The 13,766-nt window shown below is 63.8% G+C and carries 10 protein-coding genes and 1 pseudogene; 1 reads left to right on the top strand and 10 read right to left on the bottom strand.

The features are described from left to right. Window positions 1-6 precede the first annotated feature (6 nt). Window positions 7-711, bottom strand: a complete 705-nt coding sequence (locus tag L1071_RS13065; RefSeq protein ID WP_246975583.1) for a hypothetical protein — start codon at window positions 709-711, stop codon at window positions 7-9. 148 nt (window positions 712-859) lie between these two features. Here L1071_RS13065 and L1071_RS13070 point away from each other — a divergent pair, with 148 nt between their 5' ends. Beyond that, complete coding sequence (locus L1071_RS13070) at window positions 860-2,272, top strand: mannose-1-phosphate guanylyltransferase/mannose-6-phosphate isomerase (protein ID WP_246975585.1); 1,413 nt, start codon at window positions 860-862, stop codon at window positions 2,270-2,272. On the opposite strand, the gene L1071_RS13075 is transcribed toward L1071_RS13070, so the two are convergent. The 9 genes and pseudogenes from L1071_RS13075 to xdhA form a co-directional block, all read right to left on the bottom strand. Then, window positions 2,257-3,591, bottom strand: coding sequence for an ATP-binding protein (locus tag L1071_RS13075; RefSeq protein WP_246975587.1), 1,335 nt, complete (start codon window positions 3,589-3,591; stop codon window positions 2,257-2,259). The genes L1071_RS13070 and L1071_RS13075 overlap by 16 nt on opposite strands. Window positions 3,592-3,605: 14 nt before the next feature. Then, window positions 3,606-3,956 (bottom strand): annotated as a pseudogene (locus tag L1071_RS13080) (response regulator); the annotation flags it as partial. A gap of 56 nt (window positions 3,957-4,012) precedes the next feature. After that, entirely contained in the window at window positions 4,013-4,624 is a 612-nt protein-coding gene (locus L1071_RS13085) for an SDR family oxidoreductase (RefSeq protein ID WP_246975589.1), read from the bottom strand. 98 nt (window positions 4,625-4,722) lie between these two features. Next, window positions 4,723-5,949 (bottom strand): FAD-dependent urate hydroxylase HpxO, encoded by a 1,227-nt coding sequence (gene hpxO, locus L1071_RS13090; protein ID WP_246975591.1) that lies wholly within the window; start codon window positions 5,947-5,949, stop codon window positions 4,723-4,725. A 47-nt stretch (window positions 5,950-5,996) separates the two neighbouring features. After that, entirely contained in the window at window positions 5,997-7,379 is a 1,383-nt protein-coding gene (locus tag L1071_RS13095; RefSeq protein ID WP_246975593.1) for a uracil-xanthine permease family protein, read from the bottom strand. A 138-nt stretch (window positions 7,380-7,517) separates the two neighbouring features. Further along, on the bottom strand, window positions 7,518-8,876 hold the full coding sequence (gene guaD / locus L1071_RS13100; protein ID WP_246975595.1) for a guanine deaminase: 1,359 nt from the start codon (window positions 8,874-8,876) through the stop codon (window positions 7,518-7,520). Between the two features lie 52 nt (window positions 8,877-8,928). After that, window positions 8,929-9,807 (bottom strand): xanthine dehydrogenase accessory protein XdhC, encoded by an 879-nt coding sequence (xdhC, locus tag L1071_RS13105; RefSeq protein WP_246975597.1) that lies wholly within the window; start codon window positions 9,805-9,807, stop codon window positions 8,929-8,931. Then, window positions 9,804-12,224, bottom strand: coding sequence for a xanthine dehydrogenase molybdopterin binding subunit (xdhB, locus tag L1071_RS13110; RefSeq protein ID WP_246975599.1), 2,421 nt, complete (start codon window positions 12,222-12,224; stop codon window positions 9,804-9,806). Before xdhB ends, xdhC begins: the two co-directional genes overlap by 4 nt. Beyond that, window positions 12,208-13,650 (bottom strand): xanthine dehydrogenase small subunit, encoded by a 1,443-nt coding sequence (gene xdhA, locus L1071_RS13115; RefSeq protein ID WP_246975601.1) that lies wholly within the window; start codon window positions 13,648-13,650, stop codon window positions 12,208-12,210. The genes xdhB and xdhA overlap by 17 nt, the downstream gene beginning before the upstream one ends. Window positions 13,651-13,766 lie beyond the last annotated feature (116 nt).

Below are 13,766 nucleotides of genomic sequence, written 5' to 3' on the forward strand. Positions count from 1 at the left end.
TAATCCCTATAGCGCGAGTTGGCGAATCAGATACGCTTCGGCGAATGCCCGATAACGCTCGCCTTGCAATTTCGTGGGGCTGAGCATGGCAATAATGGTGTTACGACGCTGTTCGGCATCTTGCGGAAGGCGTTTGACGTGGGTGTCGATCCAGACGATCTCGCCTGCATTATTGAGCAGCAAGTTGCCATAATGAAAGTCGCGATGGTAGTAGCCGTGACGGATCAAGGCCACGGCGTCGTCACACACGCGACGTAGAAACACGAGGCGTGCCTCTTCGTCCTGGCGGCGAAAGTAATCCGCGCCGGACTCGCCCCGGTCGAGATACTCCATGGCGAGCAGCGACCCCAGCGGATTGAAGGGGTTGAGCGCGACGCCGACGCCGCGACATTCGATGGCGCGCAGCCCGGCTTGGCGAATGCAGGCATTGGCTCGCCATTCCTTGAGAGCATCGAAACCGCCCAGCAGGCGTTTCTCCAGGATGTCGCGAATCCACCATTTGAAGGGCTCGCGTTGCGCCGTGTACTTGTCGGCCACCAGCTTGAACAGCGTATTCGACGTCGCATCGAGAAAGAAGCAACTGCTGCCCACTGCTTCCATTTGCTGTGTCGTGCCGGGTTGCGACAGCGCGAGGCGGGAAGTGAACGCAAAGCGTGTGCGCATGTAATACCAGCGCGCAACACCATTGAGCGAGACACGATACAACGGCATGAGTGGCGATCCGCCTCGTCCGGGAAACAAGGCGCTAATCCTCGGGAAGCGGGGGGAGGTTGTCAAGACGAGGTCATGACAGGGCTGGCGCCTATCGTGTCGGCTGGTTACCGTACGCTTAGTGATATGCCTTGATGAGGACGATGCCATGCTGACGCCCGTGATTCTCGCTGGCGGTAATGGAACCCGCCTGTGGCCGCTGTCGCGTCGCGATACGCCCAAGCAATTCCTGGCGCTGCTGGGCGAGCAGAGCCTGCTGCAAGCCACGCTTTTGCGCCTGGAAGGGCTCGAGGTGGCACGTTCCATCGTCGTCTGCGCGGACGCCCATCGCTTTCTGGTCGCCGAGCAGTTGCGTGAGATCGGCTGCGAGGCGGATATCGTGCTTGAGCCGGAAGGGCGCGACACTGCGCCGGCGATTGCCCTGGCGGCGCTATGCCAGCAGACGCGCCAAGACAGTGCGGGCCGTGACGCGCCCATGCTGGTATTGCCTTCCGATCATCATCTCGAAGACGTGGCGGTTTTCCACGAAGCATTGCAGACGGCGCTGCCGACGGCGGGGCGAGGTGACTTGGTGACGTTCGGCATCGTGCCGACGCGAGCGGAAACCGGCTATGGCTATCTGGAGGTCGCCGACGTCACGACGGGGTTGCAGCCGCTTGTACGCTTCGTGGAAAAACCGGATGCCATCCGCGCACGCGAATTTGCCAATGACGGCCAGCATCTCTGGAATAGCGGCATGTTTCTGTTGCGTGGGGATCGCTATCTGGAAGAGCTGAGACATTGGCGGCCCGCCATGCATGCCTCAGTAGAAAAGGCCTGGGCCGGGCGCGGGACAGATCTCGATTTTCTACGCCCGCAGGCGGATGCATTCGCCGAATGCGACGCCGAATCCATCGACTACGCCGTCATGGAACAGACCCGCGTCGGGGTCGTCGTTCCTCTGACGGCGGGATGGTCGGATGTCGGCTCCTACCAGGCGCTATGGGATGTCGCCTCGAAAGACGATGACGGCAATCTGTTGCGCGGTGACGTCATCGCGGAGGATACGCAAGACGCCTGGATACAGTCGCAGTCACGTTTGGTGGCGGCGCTCGGCATCTCGGATCTCGTGGTCGTTGAAACCGCCGACGCCGTGTTGGTGGCAGATCGTCACCGCGTTCAGGAGGTCAAGACGCTGGTCGCGCGTCTGCAATCGCTCGGGCGTCAGGAGGGCATCGCTCATCGGCGTGCCTACCGCCCGTGGGGCAGTTACGAATGCGTCGAGCAGGGCGCACGCTTTCAGGTCAAGCATATTCGTGTACGCCCCGGTGCCCGCCTGTCGCTGCAACGCCATCATCATCGCGCCGAGCACTGGATCGTGGTCTCGGGCACGGCGCGTGTCACCCGGGGAGACGAGACCTTCCTGTTGGGTGAGAACCAATCCACGTACATCCCGCTGGGCACCCCCCATCGTCTGGAAAACCCTGGTCGCATCGAACTCGAACTCATCGAGGTGCAAAGCGGCGCGTATCTTGGCGAGGACGATATCGTGCGCCTTGATGATGACTACCGGCGTGGCTGATGGGATATCTCCCAGACGATGGTGGCCTCGAGTCCATGTTCAGGGCGGTTGCGCAGCTGGAGTGTCGCCTGCTGGCGCTGGGCCAGTTCGACGACGATTGAAAGCCCCAGGCCGCTACCGGTGGTGCGTTGGTCGGAGGCGCGACGGAAACGTTCGGTGACTTTCTCGAGCAGTTCGTCGGGGATGCCGGGGCCACTGTCGCGCACGCTCAATTGGGCGATGCCTGACGCGGTCTCGCTTAGTTCCACCTCGACATGGCCACCTTCGGGCGTGTAGCGCAGGGCGTTATCGAGCAGATTGCGGAACAGGATGCCGACTTCGGTCTCATCGGCATGCACGCGCAGTTGTTTGAGTCCTTCGAGCGTCAATTGCTGCTGGCGCTCATGAGCGAGAGGCCACAGGTCGGCCATGAGTTCTATGACGATGGGGTAGAGGTCGATCGGGGTGGTGTGGTTATCCGGTGTGCGATCCAGTCGCGCCAGCACCAGCAGTTGTTCAACGACACGTTGCAAACGCTCGACGCCGGTATATGCCTTTTGCAACGATGCGGTCTCCCCGGCCTTGACGTTGTCCAGCTGGATACGCAGCGCGGCTAACGGGGTACGCAATTCGTGGGCGGCATCTGCGGTGAAGCGACGTTCGCGTTCCAGGGTTTCGCCCAACCTTTCGATGAAGTCGTTCAATGAGTGATGCAGTCCCTCGAGTTCGCGGGGAACGTCGAGCTCGATATGCCGAAGATCACGAGCATGCCGCCCTTTGACCTGGTCGGAGAGGCGCTGCATGGGACGCAAGCCACGGCGGATGATACGGTTCATCAGCCATAGCATGACCGGCAACAAAATCAGCAAGGGAATGAGGTTGTTCCAGGTGATGCGTTCGACGATCTCGCGCTGGAAATTGCCGCGTTGGCCCATGCTGATCCACAGGTTGTTGCGCTCGTCGAACATGCTGAAGACGCGCCAGCGGTGACCGGCGTAGTCGACCCAGCGGAAGCCTTCTTCGTCGGGGGCGGGGAAAGTGGCATCTTGTGTCCATTTCCCCTGGAGCAGGCGTGGTGTCTTGTCGGGCTCCCAGAATCCCAGCGCGAGTTTGCGTTCTTCCTCGTGATAGAGCTTGGCCGGCGTGCCGTCATCGCCTTCGAGCGCGACGGGCCGGCCATCGCGATAGGTGCGTGCCGGATAATCGGGAATGTCGAGACGGTTGGCCAAATTGGCGAGCGTGGCATCGCTGGCGTCGTCCGGTAGCTGACCGGCGACGATGCGGCTGTGTAGGCTGAGCTGGGTGTCGAGCATTTCTTCCAGCTCGTGATCGGTAATCAAATACGAGGCGAGCACCGCCACATGACGCGTAGGCGCGCGAGTAATTCCTGCAGATCGAACGGCTTGAGCACGTAGTCGTCGGCGCCGGCATCGAGGCCACGTATACGTTCCTCGACGGCGTCACGCGCAGTAAGGATGAGAATCGGCAGTGAGGAGGAAGCCTTGCGTAGGCCTTCGAGCACCGCCATGCCATCCATGTCGGGGAGACCCAGATCGAGGATCATGGCGCTGAACGCTTCGTTTTGGGCAGCTTCGATAGCATGATGGCCTTCGCTGAACCAATCCACCGTATAGGCTTCGCGGGTGAGCGCGGTCTTGATGCCATCGCCCAGCAGGGGGTCGTCTTCGACCAAGAGTATACGCATGGAGCCTCCTCGGCATTGGCGCCAGCGTAGCATGCTGCGTAAAGCTTAAGTCTTTCTTAAAACGTGTTGAAGCCATCGACCGCTGCGCGCCGACGCTGGCTGGCATGCATGTAGTCTCGCCATCGGGCCGCAAGGGAAGGGCGATGGTGTCGTTCGATGGCCTGTATCACGCGGCGTGTGGCGTGGTGCAGTGCCGCCAAGTGATAGACATGTGGAATGTCCTCGGGCGCCAGGTGTGAAAAGCGGGCGCGCCTCGGGGAGGGGGCGACGCTAAGTGCGAGTCTGTCCGGCCGCGACGCCTCCCGGACCCGCGAGACACATGGGCGCCGTGACCGGGCCTCGCTTGTCGTGACGAGGCCGATATCGACGTGCAGCGCGCCTTCGATGTTGAGGGCATCATCCGAGCCGGGCGATCGCACATGAATCAGCATCTCGATGCCGGCACGCGCCGCGATCTCTTGGCATTGCTGGCGTTGCTGCAGGGCTGATGGTGAGGCCACGATGGGATGAATACGCGTCGGCACGCCGCGCACTTGTCGTTCGAGTGCGGTCTGGTTTTCGTCCAGCGTCCATAACAGGGCGCCGCGTGGTAGTAACCAATCGATGAGAACTTCCGCGAAAGGTGTATCGGCGCCCGTGATGAGAATGCGACGTTGCGACCAATCCATGAGATACCTGCCGATGGCGGGGATGAAATAATCGCAACGCTCGCACGGTAACGCTTAAGAGAAGCTTACGTTGTCTGCGGAGATTTCAGTCTCGACGTTTAGCCCAGTGGCCCGCCGACAACGGTCTTCTTGAGTCCTGCGAGGATGGCGTCGCCATCTTCGTGGGCGAGTTCGTCATACCAGGCGCGGGTCTGCTCGGGGTCCAGGCCATGGATCATCCCCGCGCGCTTGCGTGCACGGGAGACGATTTCGCCGACGCGCTCGACACGCGCGGCATCGTAGTGCGTCAGTGCCGTGGCAATCGCCGTCGAGGTGTCGGTGTGCGCATCAAGGGCATGCTGTACGGCCTCGGCCAGCACCCAGGCATCTTCCATGGCCTGACAGCCGCCCTGGCCGAGATCCGGCGACATGCCGTGCGCGGCGTCGCCGAGCAACGCCACGCGGGGCGCGGTGAGCGTATCGAGGGGTGGAATATCGTGGATTTCGAGGCGCGCCATGCGCTGAGGATCGAAGCGCTCGATCAAGGCGTGTACCGGCTCGGCCCAGCCGGCGAAATACTCGCGCAGTTCATCGCGATAGTGCTGCGGATCGTTTGGCGTGCCGGCGGGCAAGGGCACGTCGAAGAAACAGTAGAATTCCTGCGTGCCCTGGTCGTTACCGCCGCTGCCCATAGGCATCAACGAGACGCGTTTGGCATCGCCGACGTATTGGTCCCAATTGTGGAGCGGCGCCAGATCATCGTCAGCGGGCACACGCACGTTCCAGTTGACGTACCCCACGTACTGGCGCTCCACGGCGTGCCCGGTGAGCTTGCCGCGCAGCCGTGAGTGCGTGCCGTCGGCGACTACCAGCACGTCGGCGTCGAGGCTGCCGCCATCCTCGAAATGTGCCGTGACGCCGTCGTCCGTCAGCGTGTAATCGTGGCAACAACGCCCGAGCTGGATATGCGCGTCACCCACTGCCTCGAAGAGTGTCTGCTGCAAAGCGGCGCGCGCGATGGGGCAGGCGCGCTGCCCGACGTCTTCGAACAGCGGCGCGAGACTGAAATCGGTCAAGGTCTGCCCATGATGGGTGAGATAGCGCATGCGGGTCATCTCGCCGCTGAGCCGCTCGATGGTGTCGCCGAGCCCCAGGCGGTGCATGATCTTGACCCCGTTGGGCCATAGAGAAATGGCCGCGCCTATCGGGCGTATTTCTTGGACACGCTCGACGACGGTGACCCTGTGGCCCTGGTGTTGAAAGGCAAGCGCGGTACTCAGGCCGCCCATCCCCGCGCCGACGACGAGAACGTGCAAGGGAGGCGTGTGTTGTGCTGAGCGAGACATGGCGAACTCCTTCGATCGATTGTTATGGGTCACGAGATCGTTATGGCTTACGAAGACTGATTGGGTGCCGTGGCGCGTGGCGTTGCGTCGGCGGGCTCCTCGGCGTTCCCGGTGCTGCCGGGCAGCAACAGGGTGCATAGGATGGCGGTCAACCCGCCGGTGGTGATCGGCGAAGAGAAGATCCGTTCGGCGGTCTCGGGAAGCCCGGTGAGAGCTTCGGGAACGAGCTGGACGCCGAGCCCCATGCCCAGCGACACGGCGATGGTCATGATTGTCTTGCGGGTCATCGTCTGATCGCTGAGGATGCGGATGCCGGAGACGGCGATCAGGCCGAACATCAAGGTCGTCGCGGCGCCGAGCACGGGGCGTGGAATGAACTGCAGCAGAGTGCCGAGGGCGGGAATGAGGCCCAGCAACAGCAGGATGACCGCGACGTAGCGCCCCACATGGCGACTGGCCACACCGGTCAACTGCACGACACCGGTATTCTGGCTGAAGGTAGTGTTCGGAAACGTATTGAACAGTGCGGCGATCAAGGAGTTGACGCCATCGGCCAGCACGCCGCCGCGTATCCGGCGTTGATAGACTGGGCCGCTGACGGGCTCGCCCGAGGCGCGTGACGTGCCGGTGAGATCGCCTACGGTCTCGATGGCGGTGACCAGGAAGATGAACGCCACGGGGATGAAGGCCGTCCAGTCGAAGCCGATGCCGAAGCGCAGCGGCTGCGGCAGGGCGAACCATTCAAGTGCCTCGGGACGACCTTCGAACTGGCCGGTAAACGCGGCCACGAGACAGCCAATGACGAGCCCGAAGAACACCGAGCCGATGCGCAGCCAAGTGTGTCGGGACATCTGACAAGCCAGCACCACGATGATCACCAGCGCCGCGAGGCCCAGGTTGGTGAGGCTGCCGAAATCCTCGGCGCCGACCCCGCCGGCCATGTCGGTGACGCCGACCTTGACCAGCGAGAGGCCGATCAAGGTCACGACCACGCCGGTCACGGTGGGCGTTATGATGCGCTTGAGGCGATGCAGCATGCCGCCGAGGGCGATCTCGATGAAACTGCCCACGGCACAAACGCCGAGCAACGTCGCGATGACGGCCTCGTCGCTGGCGCCGCCGGCACGCGCTGTCTCGCCGGCGGCAATCAGCGCGGCCACGAACGAGAAGCTCGTCCCCTGAACACTCAAGAGCCCCGACCCGAGCGGCCCGAGGCGCTGGGATTGCACCCATGTCGCCACGCCCGAGACGAACAGCGCCATACTGATCAGATACGACATGTACTGGTCGAGCCCCAAGGCACTGCCGACGATCAGGCTGGGCGCGATAATCCCCACGAAGCTGGCAAGGACGTGTTGTACGGCGACGAGTAGCGCGGCCAGCGGCCCGGGGCGATCCTCGAGTCGGTAGAGGGGTTGATCGACTGACATGGCTTGGCTCCTTGTGCCCGATCGTGCGGCGGGCTTTATGTATACAAAATCATGCTGCAATGCATAAGCAATAGGAGTGCCAAGTGTGTGCCATCGCCAGGCTCGCCGCATGCCTGGGCGCTGGCGAGGATCGATGCTTCATGAATGTGCGGCTGCGCGCTCCATTGGTGCTCCACGGTGATCGCGTGCATCACGTTGGTGCACTAGGTCGCCATCGGCCCAGGTGGCGTACACGCAGCGGTCATCACCCAGCATCATCAGCGCGAAGAGCCGCTCGCCGAGTGATTCGGCCACTTGGGTGCGACGCGCCAGCAACGGTGTAGCGGCCATATCCAGCACCACCAGGTCGGCTTCGTGCCCCGCTTGTACGCGACCGATGCAGTGATCGAGGTGCAGCGCCCGAGCATTGCCCAGCGTAAGCCGATAAAGTCCCTGCCAGGCGGTCAGCGGCTGCCCAAGCAAGGCGCCGACCTGATACGCGCCTTGCAGCGTCGTCAGGCCGCATACCCCGGTGCCGGCCCCCACGTCACTGGCTAGCGAGGTGACGACGCCGGCGTCACGGGTGGCGAGGCGATCGAAGAGCCCGCTGCCCAGAAACAGGTTGGACGTCGGCGAGAAGGCGATATTGGCGCCGGCATCGGCGAGCCGCGCGCGCTCGTCCTCGGAGAGATGAATGCCGTGCGCGTAGGTGCTGTGCGGGCCGACTAGTCCATAACGTTCGTAGACGGCAAGGTAGTCACGGCATTCAGGGAATAGCTCGGCGACCCAGGCGAGTTCGCCTCGGTTCTCCGAGAGATGGCTTTGTAGATACAGGCTTTGGTCGTTGCGCAGCACGCCCCCCACGGCATCGAGTTGTTCGCGACTCGATGTCGGGGCGAAACGCGGCGTCAGCGAATAGGCCAGACGATCCTTACCGTGCCAGTCGGCGATGAGCCGCTCGCTATCGCGGATGCCACCGGTGGCGGTGTCGGTGAGCGCCTCCGGGGCGTGGCGATCCATCAGGACTTTGCCCGCCAGCAAGCGCAACCGGCGCTTGCCGGCGGCACTGAAGATGCTGTCCACCGATCCGGGGTGCGAGGTGCAGAATACTTGAGCGGTGGTCGTGCCGCCGCGCAGCATCTCGTCGAGGAAGCGCTCGGCGACGTCTGCGGCATGGGCGCGTTCGGCGAAACGGCATTCGGCGGGGAAGGTGTAGTCGTTGAGCCAGTCGAGCAGTTCGCGGCCGAACGAGGCGATGATATCGAGCTGCGAATAATGCACATGGCTGTCGATGAAGCCGGGCATGATCAGCTTGCCGCGGTAGTCGACGAGCTCGATTTTCTCGGGCACATGCGCAGCGAGGGCGGCAAAGTCGTCGACAGCGCGAATGCGGCCATCTTCTACCCACACGGCGCCATCTTCCCAATAGTGCAAGCTATCAGCTTCCGGGGTCGGGGCTTCGCCGGGATCGGCATTGAAGGTCAGCACGGCGCCGCGTAGCAATCGGGAGTGGGTCATGGAAACGCTCTTGTAAACGGAAAATGACGAAAACAGTGCTCTGCTATCGGCCTCAGAGGTGCACACCTTGGCCAGTCGTCTGGCGCCAGGTGGTGGGCGTCACTCCACGCTGTGACGCGTGGGTCTCGGCCGGGGCAAAGGTCAGTAATTCGGCGGCGATGGCCAACGCGATCTCATAGGGCCGCTTGCCGCCCGCACCGGGGATGCCGATCGGGCAGCGTACCCGCGCCAGCGCGTTCGTGTCGTGCCCGGCATCGCGCAGGGGACGCTGGAAACTCGCCCACTTGCTTTGCGAGCCGATCAAGCCGATGGAGGCTATGCCGGCATGGTTGAGCAAGGCGTCGACGAGGCGGCGGTCCTGAGTGTGATCATGGGTCATGACGAGCGCATGGACACCATGCGGCAGGCTTTCCAGGGCCGTCTCGATGGCCGGCGTGATGGCGTTCTCGTCGAGGCAACGGCAATCGACGCGTGGCGAGGGCGCGAGTGCCGCGAAGGCGTCGGCACGACTGTCAAACCAATGTATTCGCCAGGCAAGCGGTGTCAGCAAGGGCACGAGTGCTTGCGCGACGTGGCCGGCACCGAATATGGCGATGTGCTGCTCGGCGCCCGCGAAGCACTCGAACAGCAAGCTGACATGACCGCCGCAACACTGCCCGCTGCGGCCGCCCAGGGGAAAGGCTTCGAGACGTGGCGTGGTTGGCTGCTCGCCACGCGCGCTGGCGGCGAGCATGTCGCGTGCGCAGGCGATGGCCTGGTACTCGAAGCGACCGCCGCCGAGCGTGTCGTGGCTGGTCTCGGCGGTCACCACCATCTTGGCACCGGGCTCGCGCGGCGTGGAGCCTTCGGCACCGACCACGCTGATCAGCACGTGAGGCGCGGCCTCGCCTTGCAGACGGTGCAGGGCGCTGTGCCAGGTCTCGGCGCTCATTGTGGTGTCTCCGCTGGTGTCTTCGTTTCAGCGGCCTGACGCAGGGCCTGTGCGACGAAGAGTACGCGTTCCGGCGTGGCCGGTGTATCCAGCGCGGGGCTCACGCGATAATCGGCGAGGCTCGATAGTGCGTCGCGTAGCGCCGACCACACCGAGATCGCTAGCATGAAGGGCGGCTCGCCCACCGCCTTGGAGCGGTACAAACTGGCCTGCGAATTGGGGTGTCCCTCGAGCAGCGAGACGCGAAAGTCGGGTGGTGTATCGCCGATGGTGGGAATCTTGTAGGTCGCCGGCCCGTCGCTCAGCAGGCGACCGGAGGCGTCCCACTTGAGCTCCTCGCTGGTCAGCCAGCCCATGCCCTGAATGAATCCGCCTTCGACCTGGCCCGTGTCGATCGCCGGGTTCAGCGAGTCGCCGACGTCGTGCAGGATATCCACGCGGGTGACGCGATATTCGCCGCTCAGCGTGTCGACGACGACCTCCGAGACGGCCGCACCATGGGCGTAGTAGTAGAAGGGGCGCCCCTGGCCGGCGGCGCGGTCGTAATGAATCAACGGCGTGGCATAGAACCCCGTCGCCGAGAGCGACACGCGCCCCAGATAAGCGGCCTGGATGAGCTCGCCCCAGGCGATGCGGCGCTCGTTCTCGCCGTTCTCGCCACTACCGGCGACCAGCTCGCCGTTTTCGAGACGCATGCCTTCGCGATCGAACTGCTGATCTTGAAAAAAGTGTTCAGCGGCGAAATCGAAAAGCCGCTCGCGCACCTGGATGGCCGCGTTGCGGGCCGCCATGCCATTGAGATCGGCGCCGCTGGAGGCGGCGGTCGGCGAGGTGTTGGGCACCTTGTCGGTGCGTGTGGCAGTAATACGCACGGCGCTATTGTCGAGCCCCAACTCACGCGCCACGACTTGCCCGACCTTGGTGTGCAACCCCTGGCCCATCTCGGTGCCGCCGTGATTGATCATCACGCTGCCGTCGGTATAGATGTGCAATAGCGCGCCAGCCTGATTGAGGTGCTTGGCGGTGAACGAAATGCCGAATTTCACCGGGGTCAGCGCCAGACCCTTCTTGAGGATCGTGCTCTGGGCGTTGTAGGTGCGGATGGCGTCGCGTCGTGCCCAGTAGTCGCTGTCGGTTTCGAGCCGCGAGACGACTTCGTGCAGCAGCGCGGTCTGTTCGACGTGTTGTCCGTAATGGGTGACGTCTCGGTCGGGACGATAGAGGTTACGTTTGCGGATCGTGAGTGGGTCTTCGCCCAGGTGCCGTGCGATATCGTCCATGGCGCGCTCGACGATCATCATGCCCTGGGGGCCGCCGAAGCCGCGAAAAGCGGTATTGGACGGATTGTGCGTCCGCGCGGGAATCCCGGTGACCCGGGCGTCACCCAGCGAGTAGGCGTTATCGGCATGGAACATGGCACGGTCGACGATGGCTTCGGACAAGTCCGGCGAGTGGCCGCAGTCGCCGATGGTGGTGATCTCGCCTCCCAGCAATATGCCCTGGGCGTCGACTCCCAACCGATAGCGGTTATGAAAGGGGTGGCGTTTGCCGGTGGCGCGCATGTCATCGCCGCGCGGTAGACGTAGGCGAATGGCACGCCCGGTACGGCGGGCCAGCAGCGCGGCCAGGCACGCCCACGGTGCGGCCTGGGTTTCCTTGCCGCCGAAGCCGCCGCCCATGCGACGTACTTCCACGGTTACGGCATGCAACGCTACGCCCAGCACTTCGGCAATGAGTTTCTGCACTTCACTGGGATGCTGGCTGGAGGTATGCACGGTGACGCCGTCGTCCTCGTTGGGCAGTGCCAGACAGGCTTGGCCCTCGAGGTAGAAGTGCTCCTGCCCACCGACGAATTGTTCGGCCTCGAGCACGTGAGTGGCCCCGGCAAGCGCCTGTTGCCAGTCACCGCTTTGCTGAACATGCGGTGGGCGGACCCATTCCTCGGCCTCGGCGGCGGCAACAGCGTCGAGTCGTGCGGGCTGAGCATCGATCTCGACCTCGGCAAGTGTCACGGCGCGGCGGGCTGCCTTGAAATCGGTGGCGGCCACCGCGAACAGTGGCTGCCCGACATAGCGCACCTCGGCATCGGCGAGTAGCGGGTCCCCCGGAAACACAGGGCCGACGTCGGTCTTGCCGGGGATATCGACGACGGTGATGACGTCGACGACGCCAGGGGCACGGCGTACCGCGTCGAGATTCATCTGCGTGAGTCTGCCGCATGCGGTCGGGCTCAGTCCCACCGCGACATGTAGTGCATCCGCCGGCGCGGGTTGATCGTCGAGATATCGCGCACGGCCGGTGACATGCAATGTGGCGCTGTCATGCGCGGGCGCATGGCGGGCGGGCGTCTGTGCTGCGGGGCGCTCGGGTGTTTCTGGGCCTACCGGTGAACGTGAGAGATCAGTGAGCGTACGCATCGAGGCAGACCTCCTGGGTAGCGTCGTGGTCGATCGTCAGGCGCAGGCGTTCGAGTAGATTGGCCGCCGCGAGCTGGCGGTAGGCGGCGGAACCACGCACGTCATCGAGCGGTTTGAAGTCGCGCGCGAGGGCTTGGCGAGCCGCATCGAATGTCGCCACATCGGGGGCTTTTCCCTCCAGCGCGGCTTCGGTGGCCTGGGCACGCCGTGGTGTGGCATCCATGCCGCCGAAGGCCAGGTGAACATCGCGCAGGCAGCCATTTTCCTCGCGCCAGGCAAAGGCGCCGAGCACTGCCGAGATATCGTCCTCACGGCGCTTGGAGAGCTTCCAGACCTCGAGATGTGGGTCGCTTTCGGGGCGCGGCAGAAAGATGGCGCGGATGAATTCACCGGGCTCGAGGGCGGTGCGCTTGTAATCGAGAAAGAAGGCCTCCAGAGGCAGCTCCCGGGCGCCGTCGGGGCCTTCCAGCGCCAGTTGGGCATCGAGCGCGAGCAATACCGGTGGCGTGTCGCCGATGGGTGAGGCATTGGCGATGTTGCCGCCCAGAGTGCCGCGATTGCGGATCTGCGCGGAGCCCAGGCGCCGTAATAGCCGAGCGAACGCGGGGTAAAATTCGTCGAGCAGCGGTTCGAGGCGCGCGTAGGTGACGCTGGCGCCGATCCACCAGCCGTCGGGCGTCTCGTCGATTGCCTGCAATTCGGCGACGCGGCTGATGTCGATCAGGGTCTCGAAGGCTTCGAGCCGTTGTGTGGCCTCGAGCCACAAGTCGGTGGCCCCGGCGACCAGGCGCGCTGCCGGATATTGGCGACGCAGCGCGTGCAGGGCTTCCAGCGTGCTTGGTATGGCATAGCCGGTGGTCTCGAGCGTGTTCTTCAAGGCCGCGACATCGTTGTCGAGCCTTGGGTCATCCGCCCAGGCCGGGCGCACGTCGGGTTGGTCGGCCATGAGGCGTGCGGCCTTCTGGATGGGCCGGTAGCCCGTGCAACGGCATAGATTGCCGCCCAGCGTTGCCTCGAGGCAGGCATCGTCCAGCGCTATCGGTGACTGGCGCTGGCGCTCGTGAAGCGTGAACAGTGACATGACGATGCCGGGGGTACAGAAACCGCACTGACTGGCATGGCATTCGACCATGGCCGCCTGGACGGGATGCAAGGCGTCGCCACGCGCGAGCCCCTCGACGGTGACGAGATGGCGGCCCTGTAGTTGATGAGCCGGGGTGATGCAGGCATTGGTGCTGTGATAGTGCAGGCGGCCGTCGCGGTCGGGCTCGCCGATGGCGACCGTGCACGCGCCGCAGTCGCCCGAGGCGCAGCCTTCCTTGGTGCCGGTTCGCTGTAATTCGTTGCGCAAGAGCTCCAGAATACTGGTCTCCGGCGCTAGCGAGGCGCAGCATTGCGCTTCGCCATTGAGATAAAACTCGATCATCGGAGTGTCCATCGGGTTGTCGTTGTGGTCCGAGGCGCGCACTGCGCATGTCGATATGACCATTCGGTCAACTCTGTTAAGCCTTGATCAAAATGGCGCGTATGACAAGTCCCCTT

The organism is Chromohalobacter sarecensis, from assembly GCF_023061135.1.
In the GTDB taxonomy this organism is placed as follows: domain Bacteria; phylum Pseudomonadota; class Gammaproteobacteria; order Pseudomonadales; family Halomonadaceae; genus Chromohalobacter; species Chromohalobacter sarecensis.

Excerpts from the sequence above, each read along its gene's own strand:
- L1071_RS13095 (WP_246975593.1), bottom strand. The coding sequence starts at position 7,379 with ATGTCAGTCGATCAACCCCTCTACCGACTCGAGGATCGCCCCGGGCCG.
- xdhA (WP_246975601.1), bottom strand. The coding sequence starts at position 13,650 with ATGATCGAGTTTTATCTCAATGGCGAAGCGCAATGCTGCGCCTCGCTA.
- xdhC (WP_246975597.1), bottom strand. The coding sequence starts at position 9,807 with ATGAGCGCCGAGACCTGGCACAGCGCCCTGCACCGTCTGCAAGGCGAG.
- xdhB (WP_246975599.1), bottom strand. The coding sequence starts at position 12,224 with ATGCGTACGCTCACTGATCTCTCACGTTCACCGGTAGGCCCAGAAACA.
- hpxO (WP_246975591.1), bottom strand. The coding sequence starts at position 5,949 with ATGTCTCGCTCAGCACAACACACGCCTCCCTTGCACGTTCTCGTCGTC.
- L1071_RS13065 (WP_246975583.1), bottom strand. The coding sequence starts at position 711 with ATGCCGTTGTATCGTGTCTCGCTCAATGGTGTTGCGCGCTGGTATTAC.
- L1071_RS13085 (WP_246975589.1), bottom strand. The coding sequence starts at position 4,624 with ATGGATTGGTCGCAACGTCGCATTCTCATCACGGGCGCCGATACACCT.
- L1071_RS13070 (WP_246975585.1), top strand. The coding sequence starts at position 860 with ATGCTGACGCCCGTGATTCTCGCTGGCGGTAATGGAACCCGCCTGTGG.
- guaD (WP_246975595.1), bottom strand. The coding sequence starts at position 8,876 with ATGACCCACTCCCGATTGCTACGCGGCGCCGTGCTGACCTTCAATGCC.